Consider the following 21197-nt stretch of genomic DNA (forward strand, 5'->3'; position numbering starts at 1 on the left):
ATAATCCTATTTTAAAGCACCATCTATCAAACACGTCAAATACGCAGGAGGATCACCATGTGCGGGATCGTTGGATATGTTGGAAGAGATGAGGCCGCGCCGATTTTGCTGGACGGCCTTTCCAGACTGGAGTACCGGGGATATGACTCTGCCGGTGTAGCGGTTTACGGGGAAGCGGAAGGAATGCAGGTGGAGAAGGCCAAGGGGCGGCTCCAGGTGCTCAACGACCTTGTCAAGGGCGGCAGCACCCTCCATGGCACTATTGGCGTGGGCCATACCCGGTGGGCCACTCACGGGGCTCCATCGGATGTCAATTCCCATCCCCAGGTCAGTGAAAATGGCCGGTTTGCCGTGGTCCACAACGGCATCATTGAAAACTATGCTGAGCTGCGGGAGTTCCTCCAGTCGGAGGGAGTGCAGTTCGTGTCGGATACCGATACCGAAGTGGCGGCCCAGCTGCTGGAGTATTACTATCAGGGGGATCTGCTGGACGCGGTGGTGCGTACCCTCCACACCATCCGGGGGGCCTACGCCCTGGGTATCCTGTGCGCCGACTGCCCTGACCGGCTCATTGCAGCCCGGAAAGACAGTCCGCTGATCCTGGGCTTTGGCGATGGAGCCCACTATCTGGCCAGCGATGTCACCGCCCTCATCAAGTACACCCGGGAGGTGTGCTGGCTGGACGATGGCGAGATCGCCGAACTGACCGCCGACCACCTGTGGGTGTACGATTCTTACCTGCGTCCAGTGGAGAAGGAGCGGCGTTATGTGGACTGGGAGATCTCCGCTGCGGAAAAGGGCGGCTACGAGCACTTTATGATCAAAGAGATCATGGAGCAGCCCGAAGCCATCCGCAAGACCATCTCCCCCCGCATCAAGGACGGCCGTGTTGTGCTGGACAACTGGCGGCTTACCGCTCGTGAGCTGGAGGAGATGGACCGGCTGTATATCATCGCCTGCGGGTCCTCCTACCATGTAGGCGTGGCGGCCAAGTATATCCTGGAAAAGCTGCTGAGAAAGCCGGTGGAGGTGACTCTGGCCTCCGAGTTCCGCTACTGCGACCCCATCGTGTCGGAGCATACTCTGGCCCTGGTCATCAGCCAGTCTGGTGAGACCATCGATACCCTGGCCGCCATGCGGGAGGCCAAACGGTTGGGCGCAAAAGTGGTGTCCATCGTCAATGTAGTTGGCTCCACCATCGCCCGGGAGAGCGACAGCGTGCTCTATACCTGGGCCGGGCCGGAGATCGCCGTGGCCACCACCAAGGCCTACTCCACTCAGCTGGCGGTGATCTACCTCATCGGCCTGTACTGTGCCGATCTGCTGGGTACCCTGGATCGGGAGGACTACGACGCCATTCTGACAGAGCTCCAGCGTATCCCGGACAAGCTGGAGGAGATCCTGGCGGACCGGGAAGATATCCAGTATTTTGCCACTCTGTACTTTAACCGGGCATCCATGTTCTTTATCGGCCGCAATCTGGACTACGCCGTGGGCCTGGAGGGTTCTCTGAAGCTGAAGGAGATCTCCTATATTCACTCGGAGGCCTATGCCGCCGGCGAGTTGAAGCACGGTACCATCTCCCTTATCGAGTCCGGTACTCTGGTGGTGGCTCTGGCGGGGTGCGGGCCCCTGTTTGAAAAGACGGTGAGCAATGCGGTGGAGGTCAAGAGCCGTGGAGCCGACGTGCTGGGTCTGACCACCCGTGACAAGGCGGACGACCTGCGCCGGACGGCAGACCATGTGATTGCCATTCCGGAGACCCATCCCATGCTGCTGCCCTCCCTGGCGGTGGTGCCCATGCAGCTGTTTGCCTACTATACCGCACTCCAGCGCGGATGCGACATCGATAAACCGCGCAACCTGGCAAAGTCGGTAACAGTGGAATAAAAAGACGGAGGAACGACATGAAACGACTGATCGCATTGCTGATGGCAGCCGTTCTGGCCCTGGGGCTGACGGCCTGCGGCGGAGAGAAAGAGACTGCGGAGCAGGTCACGGTGCGCTATGGACTGTCCAATGCCTGGGATTCTCTGATGCCCTACAACAGCCCTTCGGGCAGCAACTATACCCGCATCATCTGCGACAAGATCTACGACCGGCTAGCCTATGTCCATGCCGATGGCACCCTGGACCCCCGGGGTGCGAAAAGCTGGGAGAGTGCTGACGACGGTATGGCGGTACTCTTCCATCTGGATGAGAAGGCTGCCTTCCACGACGGCACTCCAGTGACCGCCCGGCACTGGGCGGATACCATTGCCCTCATTACGAACCCGGACTGTCCGGCATTGGGCAGGGGAAACTTCTCTGTGCTGGTGGGCACCGACAGCAAGGGCTGTGCCGTGGCGGGAGAGCAGCTGGGGGTTGAGGCGGTAGACGACTACACCCTAAAGCTCACGTTCAAGAGTCCCACCACCCCGGAGGACTTTCTGCTGGACAAAAACCGGGAGATTTATGTATTGCCTACCCATCTGCTGGCAGAGACCGAGCCGGCGGAGATCATGAAACTGGATCTGTGGAACGCCCCGATTGGCTCCGGTCCCTGCAAGTTTGCGGAGGAGATTCCCGGCAGCCAGCTGGTGCTGGACATCAATAAGGTCTATCAGCTGGGTTGCCCTGATTTTGATCAGCTGGTGGTAACCGTGATTGACAAGTCCAACCTGCTGTCCTCTCTTATTTCCGGGGACCTGGATTACTACGCCTTTGGCGGCAATCTGTCTATGGATGATTCCGATACCGCCAGAGAGGGTGGTATTGAAGTTCTGGAAGGAGAGATTCCCAATACCTTCTATGAACTGATGCTCAACTGCGAGACCATCCCCAGCGCGGAGGTGCGCCGGGCGATCGATCTGGCCCTGGATAAGGAGGCCCTGTGCCTTCAGTCCACCCATGGCCTGGGCGAGCCCACCGCCACCGATGTGACTCCGGGCACCGAGCATACCTGCTCCCTTACTTGGCAGCGGGATGTAGAGGGAGCCAAGACCCTGCTGCAGCAGGGGGGCTATGAGGGGCGGACCTATACCCTGGCCTGTACATCCAACCGCTCGGGTCTGGCCGCCCTCATGCAGCAGGAGCTGGCCGAGGCTGGCATGAATGTGACCATCGAGACGGTGGACTCCGCCGCGCTCTTCTCCGGTATGGCCGATGGCAAGTACGACATGGCCATTGCCAGCCATACTCCCGGCGCACTGCCTCTGTGGTTTACCGAGAGCCGCCTCAGTGAGAGCAACAACATTTTCCACATTGCGGATCTGGAACCCTACACCTACTATATTGAGCAGATCAAGAGCTCTTCTGGCTGGGAGACCCGTCAGGTGTTGCTGGATAAGCTGCAGGAGCTGTTGGCCGATCAGCGGCCCTTTATTCCCCTGTGGTTTGGCCGTACGCTCCATGCCCAGTCTCCCACCGTGGACAACATTGACTACCCCTCGTCCAGCTTCTCCAACGAGAATATCTGGGCGTGGCGTATGAAGGAAGCCTGACAGCCTCCTTCCCAATCAAAGAGAAACCTCCGTAGGGCCGCTGCCCATAGCGGCCCGTGCCCCTGATTGGGGCCGGAAGTGCAGGAGGAAGCGAAAACTATGGGACGATATTTCCGCCGTCGTCTGCTGACGGCTATCCCGGTCTTTTTTGGGATCACTATTTTGGTGTTTTGTATGTTGAATCTGGCCCAGGGCTCTATTCTGGACCTGATGGGGGAGGGAAGCGGGGCCACTGATGCCGACCGCTCCGCCCTGGCCGCATCCCTGGGGCTGGATCAGCCTCTGCCTCAGCGGTATCTCTCCTGGCTGGGCGGACTGCTCCGGGGAAACCTGGGCAATTCCTACGCCAACGGGAAACCGGTGGCCGGTCTCATTGCCCAGCGGGTGGGACCCTCTTTGCTGCTCACCGGCACCGGCGTGGTGCTGGCTGTAGCCATTGCCCTGCCTCTGGGTGTGCTGGCTGCCTGGAGACCCCGGTCCGGCTGGGACCGGACAGCCTCTGCGCTCAGTCTGGTCAGCTTTGGGGTGCCTGGCTTTTTCCTCTGCCTGGCCGGTATCTTTGTTTTTTCTGTTGCCCTGGGCTGGCTGCCCGCCAACGGGATGTATGCCGCGGGGCGGTTTTCCGGTTTGGCTGATCTGATCCGCCACCTGATTCTCCCTGCAGGGGTAGTATGCCTGAGCAGTGTGGGCGAATTGGTGAAGCAGACCAGAGCTGCTTGTCTGGAGGCTTTAGGGGAAGATTATATCCGCACGGCCTATGCAAAGGGGCTGACCGAGCGGGCAGTCATGGTACGCCATGCCTTCCGCGGGTCCCTGATCCCGGTACTCACCACCATCCTCAGCCACATCCCGCACATTTTGGGAGGTTCTGTGGTGGTGGAACAGGTCTTTGGCTGGCCGGGTATGGGCAGTCTGCTCTTCTCCGGCATCTCCGGCCGGGACTATCCCGTGGTGATGGGGGTCACAGTGGTGATCGCCCTGACGGTGCTCCTGACCAACTTATTCCTGGACCTGGTCTATGGACTGGCGGACCCCAGAGTACGCTATGGAAAGGGGTAGGGCCATGGAAGAAAAACGATTGGCCCGCAGCCCCTGGGCCCGGTTTAAGGCTGACCGGCGGGCGATGGTATGTCTTTATGTGCTCTGCCTGGAGATCCTGACGGTAGTGCTGCTGCCGGCGCTGCTGGGGCTGGAGCCTAATGTCAGCGATCTGGAGGCCGGCTTCTGGGCACCGCCGTCGGCACAGCACTGGCTGGGTACCGACGATGTAGGTCGGGATCTGCTGGCCCGGCTGCTGAGTGGGGGACAGGTATCCCTATTCATCGGTCTGAGCTCCGCCGCCATCAGCACCGCGCTGGGCGTACCTTTAGGCCTGCTGGCAGGCTACCGCCGGGGGGCCTGGGAGTTTTGGATCATGCGGCTGGCCGACATCTTTCAGACCTTCCCCAGCATTGTGCTGGTGCTCTGTTTGGTGACCCTGGTGGGGCCCTCCGCCCTCAACATTGTGTTGGTGCTGGGCTTGCTGGGCTGGACGGGGATTGCCCGACTGGTATACGGCAATACCCTGGCAGTGCGGGAAAAGGAGTATGTGTTGGCGGCCAGAGCCCTTGGCGCACGGACTGGGACCATTTTGCGGCGGAACGTGCTGCCCAACGTGATCTCGCCTGTGTGGTGCTCCATCCCGCTGCGGGCGGGGCGGGCCATCCTGTCGGAATCCAGCCTCAGCTTTCTGGGGTTCGGCATCCGGGCGCCTCAGGCGTCCTGGGGCAGTATGATCCAGTATGCCAGCAATCTGACGGTACTCACGGGCCGGCCCTGGGTGTGGCTGCCGCCGGGGCTGTGCATCATTCTGACGGTGCTCTGTCTGGCGGGTATCGGAGACGGTCTGCGGGATGCGCTTGACCCGCGCTTTCATAATGGACGAACTGGAATATAACTCAGAAGCAAATGCACGGTTAAATGACAAAACTCCGGCCCTGTGACGGGGCCGGAGTTTTGCATACACTTCATAAATGTGCTCACGCAGTTTGTATCAGGAAAAAAGTGGACAGATGGGCTAAAAGTGCTTGCCATTACCAAACGGTAAGTGTTATCATGATAACAAAAGGATGCTATGGCTGGGAACGAGGCAGGATGGAGCACCTGTGAAGAAAGCCGCGGCGCTTGGTCGGCTTATTCCCCATAAATAGCCAGGTCTTATGGCAAAGGAGGCCCCACCGGTGGAAAATACGATCGAACTGGCGGAAAAAAAGCAGCTGCGGGTGATGCTTAACCCCGTACGGCAGGAAATGATCCATCTGCTGAGGTTAGTGGCCCGGCCGCTGTCCGCCAATGAGGTGGCGGAACGGATGCAGCTGTCTCCCAGCGCGGCCCATTCCCATTTGAACAAGCTGGTGAAGATAGGACTGGTGTCGGCCCGGGAGGGTGCCCGGCGGGATGGAAGCCAGACTACTTACTATCAGATGCGGGAAGTGAGACTGCGGTTGTGCCTGGGCCGAAAGGACGGCTTTCAGGGCGAGCGGGAGGCGCTGGCGGCCAATCTGGTGGACAGCACTTTCCGCAGCTTGTTGGATAATGTGTACCGCTATGAAGAGGAGGAACTTTTAAATTACGGCGTGCTCCGTTTCGGAGCGCTCCATCTGGATACCGCCCAGCGCAAGGAACTGATGGAAATAGTAACGGATTATCTGGAGAAACACAGCGCGCTCCGGCCGGAGGCGGAGGAACACTGGGAATATGTGGTGCTTGCTTACCGGGCCGGAGAGGAATTGTAATAAAAATCAAGGCTGGACAAACGTCCGGCCTTGATTTTTTTATAGATAAATGATATCCAATTCCAGCCCCTGCTTCATGGCGTGGCTGATAGTATACATAGTGCCCCCCAACATGCCGTTGTAGACGGAGATAAGCCGGGCGGCGTGATCTACCAGATAGCGGTTGCGGCGGAGCATACAGCCCTTGTCGTAGTGGCGCTGCACCATGGTCTCCCCGTCACAGGCCTCCACCAGGGCGTAATAGCGGTCCCGGTCCTGCTCGCTCCAATGGGCGGCCTGTTCCTCACAGGGAATGACGGCCTCCAGTGTGACGTCCGGCATCCGTTCCCGCAGAGCGAGTACTGCTTCACAGAAGTAAAAATCTGCCCCCCGGGCCATGCCGCATAGAAAATGGCGGTATCCGGCCTCATAGGCTCGCTCTATCGACGTAACAAGCTTGTTCTTCACTTCCAGGCAACGGGGATCCTCTTCCTGGTCCCCCCAGGGGAGCTTTTCCGGCCGGTGGCCGGTAAAGCAGCAGCTGATGTCCCGCCTCATGGCGCACCCCCTCTCCACAGTTTGATGCTGCCCATATTGTAAACGATTCCCCGGAGGAAGTCAACGGAAAATAGAACGTTTGTTTTGCTGACGCAAAAAGCAGTTGCAAATTTTGCGGGAATGTGTATAATAAAGATTGACAACTGAATGACTGTCTTCAGGGCAGGGTGAAAATCCCGATCGGCGGTAAAGTCCGCGAGCCAATTTGGCCGACCCGGTGAAACTCCGGGACCGACAGTGACGCACAATGTGCGAAGTCTGGATGGAAGAAGATGTGTTGAAATTTCGCATACTCCTTTGATTTTAACACCTGGAAGACAAGTTCTTTCAGGTGTTATTTTATCAAGAGGAGTGTTTTGTTATGACCAATGCAGTTGTTGCCCGGAGACGGGCGGGGGCACGTGCCGTTACGGTAACGGCTATGTTTTCAGCCGTGGCCTTTGTGCTGATGTTCCTGGAGTTTTCCCTCCCCATCATCCCCAGCTTTGTGAAAATGGATGTGTCCGAACTGCCCGCCCTGCTGGCTGCTTTTGGCCTGGGGCCGGTGTACGGTGTGGTGGTATGCCTGGTGAAGAACCTGCTCCATCTGCTCATTACCACCACCGGCGGCGCGGGCGAGCTGTGTAACTTCCTGCTGGGAGCCTGCTTTGTATTCCCGGCAGGTCTGCTCTACCGGCTTTATAAGTCCCGCAAGACTGCTATCCTGGGGGCTCTGGTGGGCGCGATCATCATGGCCCTGCTGTCCATTCCTCTGAACTACTATATTACCTACCCCATTTACTCCAACTTTATGCCCATCGATACCATTATCGGGATGTATCAGGCCATCCGTCCCTCCACCAACGGCCTGCTGGAGTGCCTTGTGGTGTTTAACGCCCCCTTCACCCTGCTAAAGGGCCTGCTGGACGCGGTGATCTGCTTTTTGATCTACAAGCCCCTGTCTCCCCTGATCCACGGAAAACGGTAAATGCAAAAACGACCGCCGAGAGGCGGTCGTTTTTTGTTGGGGAATCAGGCCAGGGGGATGATCCAGTCCAGGTCCACCCACTGGCTTACCAGTCCCTCATCCATGTCGTCATAGGCGTAATAGATGCGCCCGATGCGCACAGCGGTGATGGGACCCGTGTCCTGCGTGAGTAGGATCTCCTGGGGGTATCCCGCCCCAGCCAGGCCGCCTGGACGGCGGAGGATACCTTGATGGCAGGTGCCGTCCGCCTCCATGAACTGGACCCCATAGATGTGCTCGGCCTGCAATTCCACCAGAGACTTCCACCACTCCTCAGCCTTGGCCATCGTGCCATATAGGGACAGGCGGCGGCCGTCCGCTGAGACCAGGGCAGTGATCTGGACCCCGTCCACGGTACGCTGTTCACAGATTGCCGCGATCTCCTCCGGAGGGGTCAGGGTCAGCTCCACCTCCCGGACCTGGTTCGTTAGATAGTCCTCCACCCGCAGGGTATAGCTGCCGTCCGGATTTGCCGTCTCATAGGTAAAGATGGCCTGGGCGTAGGTCTGATAGCCCTCCGGCAGATAGCGCCAACCCAGATATTGATCCTCCTGCAGAGTGGAGAAGGAGATGCGCTTGCGGGTCAGGGCGGTATATTGTCCCGTAGAGTAGGAGCCATTGTCCGACAGACTGAGGAAGGGATTGCTGCCGGCCAGAGCCTGCCCATCCTGGCTGGCTTCCATCTTGACGTACAGATTTTGATAGGTGCTGCCGTTGAGACGCTCCTCCGAGCGGGAGACCACCTCCAGGGGAACAAAGAGGAAGCCGTCCCGGGCGTAGGCTCCGGAGATGAGATAGGTGCGGCCGCTGAGCTCAAATTCCAGCTCGCCATCCTGGATGCGGAGATCCGCCCCTGTTTCTGCCGCTCCCACCCCGGAGAAATAACGGATGAGGGTTTGTACCCCTGTGGCCAGAGCCTGATAGTTGGCCAGGCACAGGATGAGGGCCAGACAGGCTGCCAGAGCCCCCAGCCGCCGCCAGGAGAGGGGATGAGCTGGTTTTGGGGCGAGGGCCTCCTCTGTCAGATCCATAAGGTCCTCCTCATCCAGCAGTTGATCCCAGTGATAGCGTTTCATGGTGCATCCTCCTTTCCGTCCCAGCCAAGCCCCTGTTGGGCCAGCAGGAGTTTCAGCTTCTTGCGCAGGCGGGCCACCCGGGCGTCCACGCCATTGGGAGACAGCCCCAACATTTTCCCAATTTCTGCGGAGGGCCATTGATAGAGGAAGCGCAGGGTAAAGAGTCTCCGCTCCTCCCGCCCAAGGGCCTCCAGAGCCCGACGGAGACCGTCCCGGAGGGCGGAGCGTTCCGCGTGGTCCTCCGCCCAAAGGATGCCTTCATGCGCTTCCAGAGGATCCTCCCGCCGGGCGGCCAGCCTGCGGCGGCGGTCTTTGGCCCGGCTGCGGACCAGCACACAGAGATAGGTCTTTTCGCTGCCCCGGGCCGGGTCCCACCTTTGGCTGCCGTCCACATAGGCCCATACAGCGTCCTGGACGCACTCCTCGGCCTCCTCCGGGTATCCGGGCAGCAGAGCGTCCGCCACCGTGCGCAGCAGCCTGCCGTACTGGTCCAGCACCCGCTGGGCCTCCCGGTCCCGGTTCATGGTGGTATCCATGCCTTTCCCCCCTTTCACCCAACAGTACGATGGAGCAGCGGAATATCTGACGATGTTCCCCTCCATTTTATCAAAAAAAGCCCCTGAACGGGGACAAAACCGTTCAGGGGCTGGTGGGAGTTGGAAAGGATCAGGCCTGGTCCATTACCTGGCCGGAGAGAATGCTTTTGGCCTCCACAGTCAGTTCGCCGCCCACACAGTCCACGGTGAGTGTATCGCCGGGTTCCACCTGGTCGGCGATGATCTTCCGGCTGATGAGAGTCTCCACCCCGTGCTGCACGAAGCGGCGCAGGGGACGGGCGCCGAAGGCGGGATCGTAGGCGCTGTCGATGATGAAGTGCTTGGCAGAGTCGGTGAGGACCACTTTCAGCTGCTTCTCCTCCAAACGGCGGTTGAGCTCGCCCACCAGCAGGTCGATGATGTGGGTGATGTTGTCCTTGGTGAGGGGCTTGTAGAACACGATCTCATCCAGACGGTTGAGGAACTCGGGCCGGAAGGAGTGGCGCAGCAGCTCCTGCACGGCACTCTTGGCCTCCTCGGTGATCTCGCCATTGGCGTCAATGCCGTCCAGCAGATACTGGGAGCCCAGGTTGGAGGTCAGGATGATGATGGTGTTCTTGAAGTCCACCGTACGGCCCTGGCTGTCGGTGATACGGCCGTCGTCCAGCACCTGGAGCAGGATGTTGAACACGTCGGGATGGGCCTTCTCCACCTCGTCAAAGAGGACCACGGAGTAGGGATGGCGGCGGACGGCCTCGGTGAGCTGACCGCCCTCCTCATAGCCCACATATCCCGGAGGGGCGCCGATGAGACGGGATACGGAGAATTTCTCCATATATTCGCTCATGTCGATACGCACCATATTCTTCTCAGAGTCAAACAGGGCCTCGGCCAGAGTCTTGGCCAGTTCGGTCTTACCCACGCCGGTGGGGCCAAGGAACAGGAAGGAGCCGATGGGTCGGTTGGGGTCGGCGATGCCGGCCCGGCTGCGCAGGATAGCCTCGCTGACCAGTCGCACGGCCTCATCCTGACCAACCACCCGCTGGTGGAGAATATCCTCCAGATGGAGCAGCTTCTCGCGCTCACTCTCCATCAGCTTGGCAACGGGGATGCCGGTCCAGCGCTCGATGATGCGGGCGATCTCCTCCTCGGTGACCTTATCCCGCAGCAGGGAACGGGCCTTGCTCTCGTTGGCAATGGCCTCCTCGGCCTCCAGCTGCTTGCGCAGCTCGGGGATGCGGCCGTACTGCAGTTCGGCGGCGCGGTTCAGGTCGTACTGCCGCTGGGCCTTCTCCAGTTCGGCGTTGGCGGTCTCCAGATCCTCACGCAGCTTCTGAACCTTGCCGATGGCATTCTTCTCGTTCTCCCACTGGGCCTTCTTGGCGTTGAACTCATCCCGCATCTCGGCCAGTTCCTTCTGGATCTCGGCCAGGTGCTCGCGGGACAGGGCGTCGTCTTCCTTCTTCAGGGCGGCCTCCTCAATCTCGTGCTGGATGATCTTACGCTGGATGATGTCCAGCTCGGTGGGCATGGAGTCGATCTCGGTGCGGATCATGGCGCAGGCCTCGTCGATCAAATCGATGGCCTTGTCGGGCAGGAACCGGTCGGTGATATAGCGGTCGGACAGGGTGGCGGCGGCGATGATGGCGCCGTCCTGGATCTTTACGCCGTGGAACACCTCATAGCGCTCCTTCAGGCCGCGGAGGATGGCAATGGTGTCCTCCACCGTGGGCTCGTTGACCATGACAGGCTGGAACCGCCGCTCCAGGGCGGCGTCCTTCTCGATATACTGGCGGTACTCGTTGAGGGTGGTGGCGCCGATGCAGTGGAGCTCGCCCCGGGAAAGCATGGGCTTGAGCAGGTTGCCGGCGTCCATGGCGCCCTCGGTCTTGCCGGCGCCCACAATGGTGTGTAGCTCATCGATAAAGAGGATGATACGGCCCTCGGACTTCTTCACCTCGTTGAGGACGGCCTTCAGCCGCTCCTCAAACTCGCCCCGGTACTTGGCGCCCGCAATGAGGGAGCCCATGTCCAGAGCGAAGATGGTCTTGTCTTTCAGGGAGCCGGGCACATCGCCTTTGACGATCCGCTGGGCCAGACCCTCGGCAATAGCGGTCTTGCCCACGCCGGGTTCGCCGATGAGGACGGGGTTGTTCTTGCTCTTGCGGCTCAGGATGCGGATCACGTTGCGGATCTCGTCGTCACGGCCGATGACCGGGTCCAGCTTGTTCTGCCGGGCCCGTTCCACCAGGTCGGAGCCATACTTCTTCAGGGCGTTGTAGGTGTCCTCGGGATTGTCAGAGGTGACTCGCTGATTGCCCCGGACAGCGGTCAGGGCCTGGAGCACCCCTTCCTTGGTGACGTGATAGGTACGGAAGAGTTCCTTCAGCTCCCGGTTGGCGGTGTCGATCAGGGAGAGCAGCAGGTGCTCCACCGAGACGTATTCGTCCTTCATGGAGGAGGCGATGGACTCGGCGGTGTTCAGGCATTTGTCCACGTCCTGGGCCACATAGATCTTACCCTGCTCACGACCGGAGCCGGAGACACGGGGCAGTTTCTCAACCTCGGCCTTGGTGGCGGCGGTGAAGGAGGGAACGGTGAGGCCCATGTTCCCCAGCAGCTGGGGGATCAGGCCGGACTCATCGCTGAGCAGCGCCAGCAGCAGGTGAGGCTGCTCGATCTGCTGGTTGCCATATTCGGTGGCCAGACTCTGGGCGGTCTGGACGGCCTCCAGAGATTTCTGGGTGTATTTCTGTGCATTCATAAAAAACACTCCTTTCAAGGGGAAGCTTTTTGTTTGTCCTCAGTATAGTCCCCCGCAAGTTAAAAATCATGAACGGAATGTGAATTTTTAGCACTCGTGTATAGAGAGTGCTAAAACCTTCGGCGGGGGAGTGATTTGACAGGATAGCCCCTTTACGAGAGCAGAAAAAAGAGGTATAATGCCGTGGACTGTCTGAAGGAGGAGCGAGATGAAACGGACCAACGATTTGGGGAATGATCCGGTTTTTCGCCTGGTCTGTAAACTGGCCATTCCCACCATGCTGGCCCAGCTGGTCAGTGTACTCTATAGCATCGTAGACCGCATTTACATCGGAAATATCCCGCAGATCGGGGATCTGGCTCTGGCAGGAGTGGGTGTGTGCGGACCTATCGTCACCCTGCTCAGTTCCTTTGCCTCCTTGGTGGGGTTGGGCGGCTCGCCCATCCTGGCCATGCGGATGGGGGAGGGGAACCGGAAGGAGGCCAGCCGGGTGCTGTCCAACAGCTTCTTCATGCTGTTGGTGCTGTCGGTGGGGCTGACGGGGCTGTTCCTGCTGCTCAAGGGGCAGCTGCTCCAGTGGTTTGGCGCCAGTCCGGCCACCTTTGGCTACGCCGATACCTATCTGACCATCTACACCGCCGGCACCTTCTTTGCCCTGATGGCTACCGGCATGAACAGCTTTCTCATTGCTCAGGGCTTTTCAGGATTGGGTATGGCCACAGTCATGCTGGGGGCGGTGCTCAACATTGTGCTGGACCCTATTTTTATCTTTGTTTTAAAGTTGGATGTGGCGGGCGCGGCGCTGGCTACGGTGATCTCCCAGATGGCCTCCTGCGCCTTCGTGCTTTGCTCTCTGCTGCGGAAGAAGATGCCGGTGCCCCTGCGATGGGGCGGCTTTGACCGGAAGATCATGATGCGGATCGTCACATTTGGCTTGTCCCCCTTCCTGATCATTGCCACCGACAGTGTGCTGCTTATCGTCCTCAACACGGTGCTCCAGCACTATGGTGGGCCGGAGTTGGGCGATAAGCTGGTGGTCTGCGCCACCATTGTGCAGAGCTACCTGCTTCTCATCACCATGCCCATGGGTGGCCTGACTCTGGGCACCCAGCCGGTGATCAGCTTTAACTACGGCGCAGGCAACGCCGCCCGGATCAAGCGGGCCATGAAATCCATCGTGGGACTGTGCCTGGCCTTCTGCGGCCTGATGACGGTGGTGACCTACACACTGTCTCCGGTGTTTGTTCGGCTCTTTACCCAGAATCCGGAGCTGATTGACCGCTCGGTGGGCTATATCAAGGTATTTACCGCCATGATCCTGCCTCTGGCCATCCAGTATCCCCTGGTAGACGAGACCACCGCCCTGGGCCATGTGCGGCTGGCGCTGTTCTGCTCTTTATTCCGCAAGACGGTTTTTTTGGCTTGTCTGCTGCTGCTGCCCGCCCTGGTGTCGGCGGAGGCCACCTTCCTGTCCGAGCCTATTGCCGATGCAGTGGCCGCCACCGTCACCAGCATTCTGTTTCTTCGCTTCTTTCCGCGTATTCTGGCCGAGCGAAGCGGGACGCCTGCCCCACAATAAAAAAGAAGTCCGCCGCGAAGGTTCCTTCGCGGCGGACTTCTTTCATGTAAGCGGGAATCAATGCTCCTTGCGCTGGCACTTCTTGGGGGTCACGCAGGTACCCTCGGCAACGGCCACAACAATGGGCTCCTCCAGGAAATCAGCGGCAGAATCGCTGATGTCGGGGCGGGGGACGGCCACCTTGCGGGCCTCAAACTTCATCTTGCGGGAGGTATTGCCGATGTGAGTGATCTCACCATAGGCCTCGATGAAGTCGCCGGCGTACACAGGCGCCTTGAACTCAATGTTGTTGTAAGCGCAGAACAGGCCCTCGTCGCCATCGCACTGAATCAGCAGCTCGGTGGCTACGTCGCCAAACAGATGCACCATATGAGCGCCATCCACCAAGTTTCCGCCGTAGTGGGCGTCCTTTGCAGACATCCGCAGACGGATCATCGAGGTGTACTTCTTCTCTTCCATGTCGATTCCACTCCTTATTGATATTTGTAAAAAGAGAACAAAAGGGACAGAATACTAAAGATATTGTACGTCTCTTTATGAGTCTTGTCAACAGCGGAAATTTGTGGTACAATTTATTCTTTTACTTTAGCGGATGAAAGAAGAGGGTCAATTCCGCAGCAAAGCTTCGCCGGCAATATAGATATTGCCGGCGCCAACGGTGAGGATCAAATCACCGGGCTGGGCCAACTCCTTCAGTTTGGCGGCCACATCCTCCAGAGTGGGGCAGCAGATGCTGCCGGGGATCTGGTCGGCCAGATCCCGAGAGGAGATGCCGACCTCATTGGTTTCCCGGGCGGCATAGATCTCCGCCAGCAGGGTGATGTCGGGCTGGCGTAACACTTTGATGAAATCGTCGAACAGGGCCTTGGTGCGGGTATAGGTATGGGGCTGGAAGGCACAGATGATCCGCTCATATCCCAGAGTGCGGGCGGCGGCCAGCAGAGCCTGGAGCTCGCCGGGATGGTGGGCGTAGTCGTCATAGACCTCGGCGCCGTTGTAGGTACCCTTATGCTCAAAACGGCGGCCGGCGCCACGAAAAGCGCCCAGTCCCTCGCTGACGGCTTTGGGAGAGACCGCCAGGGAGATGGCGGCCGCCGCTGCAGCCAGAGCGTTTTTCACGTTGTGCTCGCCGGGGACCCGCAGGCCTACCCGGGTAAAGAACTCACCCCGATAGATGATGTCAAAGGCAGGCAGGCCCCGGTTCCAGGTTAGATTGGCGGCGTGGACGTCGCCGTCCTCCAGACCGAAGGTGAGGACGGGGCGGGTCTCGCCTTCCAAGGTGTGCATGGTGTTGGCGTCGTCGGCGTTGGCCACGATCACACCGTTTTCCGGTACCCGGTCGGCAAAGGCCCGGAAGGAGTGCTCCACGTCGTCCAGGTCCTTGAAGAAGTCCAGGTGATCCGCCTCAATGTTGAGGATGACGGCCACAGTGGGGAAGAAGGACAGGAAGGAATTGCAGTACTCGCAGCTCTCCAGAATGATGGTGTCTCCGTGGCCCACCCGATAGCCGGAGCCAAGCAGGGGCAGAGTGCCGCCGATCATAACGGTGGGGTCCATTTGGGCAGCCATGATGATGTGGGTGCACATAGAAGTGGTGGTGGTCTTACCATGGGTGCCCGAGATACACAGGGCATTTTTATAGCCCCGCATAATGGAGCCCCAGGCCTGAGCACGCTCAAAAACAGGGATGTTCAGCGCATGGGCCTCCACAATCTCCGGGTTATCATCATGAACGGCGGCGGTGCGGATGATCAGGTCGGCGTCCTGTACATTTTCAGCTCTGTGGCCGATGGCCACAGAAATGCCCAGGGAGCGCAGATGCTCCACCGTGGCACTGTCATTCATATCCGAGCCGGTGATCTCTACGCCCATTTTGTGGAGCACCTCGGCCAGAGGAGACATGGAAACGCCGCCAATGCCAATGAGATGGGCTTTATGGCCTGGCGTCAGATAGTCGTGAATGTTGGGATTGGTCATGGGGTTTACACACCCTTTTCTACAGATTATAATGATAAAAGTTCAACACTATATTATAATCCATTATAGGTAAATAGCAAGCTAAACATACCGGGGGAGGTGGAGAAAATGGAGAAGTGGCCGATTCCGGCAGGCGTACAGCATTGTCTGGATACCCTGCGGCAGGCAGGCTATGCCGCTCATCCGGTGGGCGGCTGCGTCCGGGATCTGCTGCTGGGCCGCACGCCGGGAGACTACGACGTGTGTACCTCCGCCTATCCGGAGCAGGTGATGGGGCTGTTTGAGCATACCGTCCCCACGGGGATACAGCACGGCACCGTCACCGTCCTGACTGAGGATGGTCCAGTGGAGGTGACTACCTTCCGCCGGGAGGGCGGGTATGCCGACGGGCGGCATCCCGATGGTGTGATCTTTGATGTGGGATTGACCGAGGACCTGGCCCGCCGGGATTTTACCATCAATGCCATGGCCCTGGGGCCGGAAGGGGAGATCATCGACCCCTTTGATGGACAGAAGGATTTGGAAGCTGAGATCATTCGGTGCGTGGGGGAGCCGGACCGGCGGTTCTCTGAGGACGCGCTGCGGATGCTGCGTGCAGTGCGCTTTGCAGCCCAACTGGGCTTTGCCATCGAGCCAGCGACTGAGGATGCCATCCGGCGGAATGCCGGACGGGTAAGCCAGGTGTCGGGGGAACGGATCAAGGCGGAGATGGAGAAAACGCTGTTGTCTCCTCATCCGGAGCGGGCGGAGGAACTCATTCGCTGGGGGTTGCTGGCTCACCTATGGCCTCAGCGGAATTGCCCTGGCCTGGTTGACCTGAGGAATTTACCGCCGCAGCCCATCCCACGGTGGCGGGGCTTTTGTACCGCGACCGGCTTTCCCCTTGAACGCCTGCCGGTGGAGCGGGCGCTGAAACGGGGCGTGTACCATCCGGAAATAGAACTGGTGCATTGCCTGACGATCTCCGGCGGGGAGTTGGCGGCCCTTGGTCTGAAAGGCCGGGAGATCGGCACGGCTCAGCGCAAACTGGCATTCCATGTACTGGACCATCCGGAGGATAACCGGCGGGACAGACTGCTGGAATTGCTGCAAAAACTAGACTGATTGGTTTTGCTGCCTGGCATATTGTACAAAATAACAGCGCATAAATTAAGCGCAAAGCTGAAATTAGAAAGATTGACAAAAAGATGCTTGAAAATGGAAACGGAAAGGAGTAAGATGCAGTCACAGGGAGCTGGAAACGTTTCCATGAAACGTTTCCAGCCAAGACATGAATCTGTGACAGGAGGAACTTAGAATGAAGAAACGTCTGTTTGCGCTTGCGTTGACCGGAACTATGGTAGCCGGTATGCTGGCCGGCTGCGGCGGCGGCGACACCACCCCTTCCGGCGGATCCTCCCCCAGCGGCGGTGGCGATGCCACCGGCGGCAAGGTCTACTACCTGAACTTCAAGCCGGAGCAGGATGCCCAGTGGCAGGAGCTGGCTGAGCTGTATACGCAGGAGACCGGCGTGGAGGTTACTGTGCTGACCGCTGCCTCCGGCAACTACGAGACCACCCTGAAGTCTGAGATGGCCAAGACTGATGCCCCCACTCTGTTCCAGGTGAACGGTCCGGTGGGCCTGGCTGCCTGGAAGGACTACTGCTATGATCTGAGCGGCTCCAAGGTGGCAGGCGAGCTGTCCAGCGACGAGTTCGCCCTGATGGACGGGGACAAGATGGCGGGCATCGGCTACGTCATTGAGACCTACGGCATCATCTACAACAAGGCTCTGCTGGAGCAGGCCGGCTACTCCGCCGACGATATCAAAAGCTTTGACGATTTGAAGAAGGTGGCCGAGGACATCACTGCCCGCAAGGGCGAGCTGGGCTTCTCCGCCTTCACCTCCGCCGGCATGGACGGCTCCTCCGACTGGCGCTTCAAGACCCACCTGGCCAACCTGCCCATCTACTATGAGTACAAGGCCGACGGCATCGCTAATACCGACGCCATCAAGGGCACCTACCTGGACAACTACCGTCAGATCTGGGATCTGTACATCAACAACGCCACCTGTGAGCCCGCGCTGCTGTCCACCAAGACCGGCGACGACGCTGTGGCTGAGTTTGTGACCGGTCAGGCGGTGTTCTATCAGAATGGCACCTGGGCCTACAATGATGTGGCCGAGCTGGGCGACGAAAACCTGGGTATGCTGCCCATCTACATCGGCGCCGAGGGCGAGGATAAGCAGGGCCTGTGTACCGGTACCGAGAATTACTGGTGCGTCAATGCCAAGGCTTCCGAGGCCGACATCCAGGCCACTCTGGACTTCATGTATTGGTGCGTGACCTCCGAGACCGGCACCAAGGCCATGTGCGGCGGTGAGGGCGCCATGCCCTCCGGCCAGGCCGGCATGGGCTTCGTGATCCCCTTCAAGGGCAACCTGGAGTCCACCAACCCCCTGGTCAACATCGGCAACCAGTATGTGGCCGATGGCTATGAGTCCGTGTCCTGGAACTTCTCCACCATGCCCTCCGAGGAGTGGAAGAACGGCGTGGGTTCCGCTCTGACCGCCTACGCAGCCGACCAGACCGACGCCAAGTGGGACGCCGTGGTGTCCGCCTTCGTGGATGGCTGGGCCTCCGAGGCTGCCGCGGTCAACGGCTGAGTCTGACCTTAACATCAACTGCTGAACAGGCAGCGGGCGGGCGTTCTGCCCGCCCGCTGCCTCTGCCTTTTTGAGCAATGAGAGAGGAGGTCGATCCTTTGGAAAAGGCAATCAAGCGGTATTTTCCCATTTTCCTGCTGCCTACTCTGATCGCGTTCACCATCGGCTTTATCGTACCCTTTATCATGGGTATCTGGCTGTCCTTCTGTGAGTTTACCACCGTCACCGACGCCACCTTTGTGGGCCTGAGCAACTACATCAAGGCCTTCCGGGACCCCATATTCCTCCACTCCTTCTGGTATACCGCCCTCTTCGCGGTGGTCTCCCTGGTGGTCATCAATGTAATCGCCTTTGCCATCGCTCTGGCCCTTACACAGAAGCTGCGGGGCACCAACATCTTCCGTACCGTGTTCTTTATGCCCAACCTGATCGGCGGCATTGTGCTGGGTTATATCTGGCAGCTGATCTTCAACGGCCTGCTGGCCCCCTTTGCCACCGCCCTCAACCTCAACGAGTGGTACGGCTTCTGGGGACTCATTATCCTGGTGGCCTGGCAGCAGATCGGCTATATGATGATCATCTACATCGCCGGCCTCCAGTCCATCCCCGGCGACGTGATGGAGGCCGCCGCCATTGACGGTGCCAGCGGTCATCAGCGGCTCTTTAAGGTGACTATCCCCATGATGATGCCGTCCATCACCATCTGCACCTTCCTGTCGGTGGTCAACGGCTTCAAGCTCTTTGACCAGAACCTGTCCCTCACCGCCGGCGAGCCCTCCAAGATGTCCGAGATGCTGGCGCTGAACATTTACAACACCTTCTATGGCCGCACTGGCTGGGAGGGCGTGGGCCAGGCCAAGGCCGTAGTCTTCTTCATTTTGGTGGTGGCCATCGGCCTGATCCAGCTGAAAGCCACCCGTTCCAAGGAGGTGCAGCAGTAATGATCCGGAAAAAACGGGTGAACCGGCTGGGTACCGGTCTGTTCACCTTCATCAGCATTTTTTATGTGCTACCCGTTGTGGTGGTACTCTTCAACTCCTTCAAGAAGAAGTCCTACATCAACCTGGAACCCTTCAAGCTGCCCAATGAGACTACCTTTACCGGTCTGGACAACTACACCACCGCCATCAACCAGTATGACTTCCTGAAAGCGGTGGGATGGACGGTGTTCATCACCGTGGGCTCGGTGATCGTGATCCTGATCTGTACCTCCATGTGTGCCTGGTTCATCACCCGAGTACGCACCCGGGTTACCAGGGCCATCTATGTCCTGTGTGTGTTCTCTATGGTGGTCCCCTTCCAGATGGTCATGTTTACCTTGTCCCTGGTCACTGACCGCTTGGGCCTGGGCACCCCCTGGGGCCTTATCATCATCTATCTGGGCTTTGGCGCAGGTCTGGCGGTGTTCATGTTCTGCGGCTTCGTCAAGTCCATCCCCATCGAGATCGAGGAAGCCGCCATGATCGACGGCTGTTCCCCCATCCGCACCTTCTTCTCGGTGGTGCTCCCCATCATGAAGCCCACCTACATCTCTGTAGGCATTCTGGAGACCATGTGGATCTGGAACGACTTCCTGCTGCCCTACCTGACGCTGGACATCAAGAAGTACAAGACCATCTCCATTGTGATCCAGTACATGAAGGGCTCCTACGGCCGGGTGGACATGGGCGCCATCATGGCCGCCCTCATCATGGCGGTGATCCCGGTGGTTATCTTCTATCTGTCCTGCCAGAAGCACATCATCAAGGGCGTGGCCGCAGGCGCGGTCAAGGGATAATAAAGACGCAGACCAACAAGAGGTGAGTTCCTTTGACCATCAAAGACATCGCCAAGCTGTCCGGCTATGCGGTGGGTACCGTGTCCCGGGTACTCAACGACCGGCCGGACGTGTCCGAGGAGGCCCGCGCCAAGGTGATGGCGGTGGTGGAGGCCCACCACTTTAAGCGCAACAGCAATGCCAAGCACCTGAAGCAGCAGGCCAGCAGTGGAGTGGCCCTTATCGTCAAGGGCACCCAGAATATGCTTTTTGCAGACCTGGTGGAACAGATACAGACCCGTATCCGGGACAGCGGATATCCCAGCCTTATCTACTATATCGACGAGGATGACGATGAGATCGACCAGGCCATTCAGGTGTGCCGGGAACGGCGGCCTATGGGCATCCTCTTCCTGGGCAGCAACCTGAGCCTGTTCCAGGCCGGATTTCACCGCATTACCATCCCCTGCGTGCTGGTGACCAACTCGGCGGACGGGCTGGAGTTGCCCAACCTGTCCAGCGTTTCCACCGACGATACCGACGGCGCCCGTCGGGCGGTGGAGCGGCTGATGGATTTGGGCCACCGGACCATTGGCATCCTGGGAGGCCGGGCGGAGCAGTCCAACGCCGCTCAGGCCCGTCTGGAGGGGGTGCGCCTGGCCTTTAATGACCGGGGCATGACGCTGGATGAGGCGAAACAGTGCGAGACCGCCCGCTTCGATCTGTCGGGGGGATATGCCGCTATGGAGCGGCTGCTGAATAAGCTGCCCGGCATGACCGCTGTGTTTGCCATGTCGGATGTGCAGGCCCTGGGGGCCATGCGGGCCCTCCACGATCGTGGATTGCGTGTGCCGGAGGACATCTCCATATTAGGCTACGATGGCATCGAGCTGGGACGGTACGCAGTGCCCCGGCTGACCACCGTCCGCCAGGACGCGCAGCGGTTGGCGGAGCGGAGTGTGGATCTGCTGATCCACCAGATTCAGGACGGCGCGCAGCCCGTCCATGAGCTGATCCCCTATACCTTTCTGGACGGGGAGAGCGTGAAGGAAAGGATGTGAAA

Annotated in this window: 18 protein-coding genes and 1 riboswitch; of the genes, 12 read left to right on the plus strand and 6 right to left on the minus strand. The window is 59.2% G+C overall.

Annotated elements, in window-relative coordinates:
* The first annotated feature begins 57 nt into the window (after positions 1 to 57).
* From glmS to WHJ28_RS05025, 5 genes are all read left to right on the plus strand, one after another.
* Positions 58 to 1890 carry a glutamine--fructose-6-phosphate transaminase (isomerizing) gene (gene glmS, locus WHJ28_RS05005; protein ID WP_340040268.1) on the plus strand — a complete coding sequence of 611 codons (1833 nt, stop codon included), beginning with the start codon at positions 58 to 60 and terminating at the stop codon, positions 1888 to 1890.
* 17 nt (positions 1891 to 1907) lie between these two features.
* A complete protein-coding gene (locus tag WHJ28_RS05010; protein ID WP_340040270.1) occupies positions 1908 to 3482 on the plus strand; it encodes an ABC transporter substrate-binding protein in 1575 nt (524 codons plus the stop codon).
* Positions 3483 to 3581: 99 nt separating this feature from the next.
* Complete coding sequence (locus WHJ28_RS05015) at positions 3582 to 4541, plus strand: ABC transporter permease (protein WP_340040272.1); 960 nt, start codon at positions 3582 to 3584, stop codon at positions 4539 to 4541.
* A 4-nt stretch (positions 4542 to 4545) separates the two neighbouring features.
* On the plus strand, positions 4546 to 5418 hold the full coding sequence (locus WHJ28_RS05020) for an ABC transporter permease (protein WP_340040274.1): 873 nt from the start codon (positions 4546 to 4548) through the stop codon (positions 5416 to 5418).
* Between the two features lie 283 nt (positions 5419 to 5701).
* Positions 5702 to 6256, plus strand: coding sequence for a helix-turn-helix domain-containing protein (locus WHJ28_RS05025; RefSeq protein WP_340040276.1), 555 nt, complete (start codon positions 5702 to 5704; stop codon positions 6254 to 6256).
* A 39-nt stretch (positions 6257 to 6295) separates the two neighbouring features.
* Here the strand turns inward: WHJ28_RS05025 and WHJ28_RS05030 are convergent, their stop codons facing one another.
* Complete coding sequence (locus tag WHJ28_RS05030; protein ID WP_340040278.1) at positions 6296 to 6793, minus strand: SLOG family protein; 498 nt, start codon at positions 6791 to 6793, stop codon at positions 6296 to 6298.
* Positions 6794 to 6942: 149 nt separating this feature from the next.
* A riboswitch (FMN riboswitch) is annotated at positions 6943 to 7071 on the plus strand.
* A gap of 83 nt (positions 7072 to 7154) precedes the next feature.
* On the opposite strand from WHJ28_RS05030, the gene WHJ28_RS05035 reads away from it, so the two are divergent.
* Entirely contained in the window at positions 7155 to 7760 is a 606-nt protein-coding gene (locus tag WHJ28_RS05035) for an ECF transporter S component (RefSeq protein WP_340040280.1), read from the plus strand.
* A gap of 44 nt (positions 7761 to 7804) precedes the next feature.
* Here the strand turns inward: WHJ28_RS05035 and WHJ28_RS05040 are convergent, their stop codons facing one another.
* The 3 genes from WHJ28_RS05040 to clpB all read right to left on the minus strand — a co-directional run bounded on the left by WHJ28_RS05040 (position 7805) and on the right by clpB (position 12175).
* A complete protein-coding gene (locus WHJ28_RS05040) occupies positions 7805 to 8875 on the minus strand; it encodes a hypothetical protein (RefSeq protein WP_340040282.1) in 1071 nt (356 codons plus the stop codon).
* On the minus strand, positions 8872 to 9411 hold the full coding sequence (locus tag WHJ28_RS05045; protein ID WP_340040284.1) for a sigma-70 family RNA polymerase sigma factor: 540 nt from the start codon (positions 9409 to 9411) through the stop codon (positions 8872 to 8874). Before WHJ28_RS05045 ends, WHJ28_RS05040 begins: the two co-directional genes overlap by 4 nt.
* A gap of 130 nt (positions 9412 to 9541) precedes the next feature.
* On the minus strand, positions 9542 to 12175 hold the full coding sequence (gene clpB / locus WHJ28_RS05050) for an ATP-dependent chaperone ClpB (protein ID WP_340040286.1): 2634 nt from the start codon (positions 12173 to 12175) through the stop codon (positions 9542 to 9544).
* 208 nt (positions 12176 to 12383) lie between these two features.
* On the opposite strand from clpB, the gene WHJ28_RS05055 reads away from it, so the two are divergent.
* The gene (locus tag WHJ28_RS05055; protein WP_340040288.1) at positions 12384 to 13754 is read left to right on the plus strand and encodes an MATE family efflux transporter; all 1371 of its coding nucleotides are present in this window, start codon (positions 12384 to 12386) and stop codon (positions 13752 to 13754) included.
* Between the two features lie 57 nt (positions 13755 to 13811).
* Here the strand turns inward: WHJ28_RS05055 and kal are convergent, their stop codons facing one another.
* Positions 13812 to 14213 (minus strand): 3-aminobutyryl-CoA ammonia lyase, encoded by a 402-nt coding sequence (gene kal, locus WHJ28_RS05060; protein ID WP_340040290.1) that lies wholly within the window; start codon positions 14211 to 14213, stop codon positions 13812 to 13814.
* 147 nt (positions 14214 to 14360) lie between these two features.
* The gene (murC, locus tag WHJ28_RS05065; protein ID WP_340040292.1) at positions 14361 to 15731 is read right to left on the minus strand and encodes a UDP-N-acetylmuramate--L-alanine ligase; all 1371 of its coding nucleotides are present in this window, start codon (positions 15729 to 15731) and stop codon (positions 14361 to 14363) included.
* 108 nt (positions 15732 to 15839) lie between these two features.
* On the opposite strand from murC, the gene WHJ28_RS05070 reads away from it, so the two are divergent.
* From WHJ28_RS05070 to WHJ28_RS05090, 5 genes are all read left to right on the plus strand, one after another.
* A complete protein-coding gene (locus tag WHJ28_RS05070) occupies positions 15840 to 16835 on the plus strand; it encodes a CCA tRNA nucleotidyltransferase (protein ID WP_340040295.1) in 996 nt (331 codons plus the stop codon).
* Between the two features lie 193 nt (positions 16836 to 17028).
* Positions 17029 to 18378 (plus strand): ABC transporter substrate-binding protein, encoded by a 1350-nt coding sequence (locus WHJ28_RS05075; protein WP_340040297.1) that lies wholly within the window; start codon positions 17029 to 17031, stop codon positions 18376 to 18378.
* 98 nt (positions 18379 to 18476) lie between these two features.
* On the plus strand, positions 18477 to 19319 hold the full coding sequence (locus WHJ28_RS05080; protein ID WP_340040299.1) for a carbohydrate ABC transporter permease: 843 nt from the start codon (positions 18477 to 18479) through the stop codon (positions 19317 to 19319).
* A complete protein-coding gene (locus WHJ28_RS05085) occupies positions 19319 to 20155 on the plus strand; it encodes a carbohydrate ABC transporter permease (RefSeq protein WP_340040301.1) in 837 nt (278 codons plus the stop codon). Before WHJ28_RS05080 ends, WHJ28_RS05085 begins: the two co-directional genes overlap by 1 nt.
* Positions 20156 to 20187: 32 nt before the next feature.
* The gene (locus WHJ28_RS05090; protein WP_340040303.1) at positions 20188 to 21195 is read left to right on the plus strand and encodes a LacI family DNA-binding transcriptional regulator; all 1008 of its coding nucleotides are present in this window, start codon (positions 20188 to 20190) and stop codon (positions 21193 to 21195) included.
* The last annotated feature ends 2 nt before the right edge of the window (positions 21196 to 21197 follow it).

The organism is Flavonifractor porci (genome assembly GCF_037572415.1).
GTDB lineage: Bacteria > Bacillota > Clostridia > Oscillospirales > Oscillospiraceae > Flavonifractor > Flavonifractor porci.

What these genes read in the sequence shown, in the direction of transcription:
- WHJ28_RS05015 (WP_340040272.1), top strand. Translation starts at nt 3,582, where the DNA reads ATGGGACGATATTTCCGCCGTCGTCTGCTGACGGCTATCCCGGTCTTT.
- WHJ28_RS05020 (WP_340040274.1), top strand. Translation starts at nt 4,546, where the DNA reads ATGGAAGAAAAACGATTGGCCCGCAGCCCCTGGGCCCGGTTTAAGGCT.
- murC (WP_340040292.1), bottom strand. Translation starts at nt 15,731, where the DNA reads ATGACCAATCCCAACATTCACGACTATCTGACGCCAGGCCATAAAGCC.
- WHJ28_RS05055 (WP_340040288.1), top strand. Translation starts at nt 12,384, where the DNA reads ATGAAACGGACCAACGATTTGGGGAATGATCCGGTTTTTCGCCTGGTC.
- WHJ28_RS05045 (WP_340040284.1), bottom strand. Translation starts at nt 9,411, where the DNA reads ATGGATACCACCATGAACCGGGACCGGGAGGCCCAGCGGGTGCTGGAC.
- WHJ28_RS05070 (WP_340040295.1), top strand. Translation starts at nt 15,840, where the DNA reads ATGGAGAAGTGGCCGATTCCGGCAGGCGTACAGCATTGTCTGGATACC.
- glmS (WP_340040268.1), top strand. Translation starts at nt 58, where the DNA reads ATGTGCGGGATCGTTGGATATGTTGGAAGAGATGAGGCCGCGCCGATT.
- WHJ28_RS05030 (WP_340040278.1), bottom strand. Translation starts at nt 6,793, where the DNA reads ATGAGGCGGGACATCAGCTGCTGCTTTACCGGCCACCGGCCGGAAAAG.
- WHJ28_RS05035 (WP_340040280.1), top strand. Translation starts at nt 7,155, where the DNA reads ATGACCAATGCAGTTGTTGCCCGGAGACGGGCGGGGGCACGTGCCGTT.
- clpB (WP_340040286.1), bottom strand. Translation starts at nt 12,175, where the DNA reads ATGAATGCACAGAAATACACCCAGAAATCTCTGGAGGCCGTCCAGACC.
- kal (WP_340040290.1), bottom strand. Translation starts at nt 14,213, where the DNA reads ATGGAAGAGAAGAAGTACACCTCGATGATCCGTCTGCGGATGTCTGCA.
- WHJ28_RS05010 (WP_340040270.1), top strand. Translation starts at nt 1,908, where the DNA reads ATGAAACGACTGATCGCATTGCTGATGGCAGCCGTTCTGGCCCTGGGG.
- WHJ28_RS05075 (WP_340040297.1), top strand. Translation starts at nt 17,029, where the DNA reads ATGAAGAAACGTCTGTTTGCGCTTGCGTTGACCGGAACTATGGTAGCC.
- WHJ28_RS05040 (WP_340040282.1), bottom strand. Translation starts at nt 8,875, where the DNA reads ATGAAACGCTATCACTGGGATCAACTGCTGGATGAGGAGGACCTTATG.
- WHJ28_RS05085 (WP_340040301.1), top strand. Translation starts at nt 19,319, where the DNA reads ATGATCCGGAAAAAACGGGTGAACCGGCTGGGTACCGGTCTGTTCACC.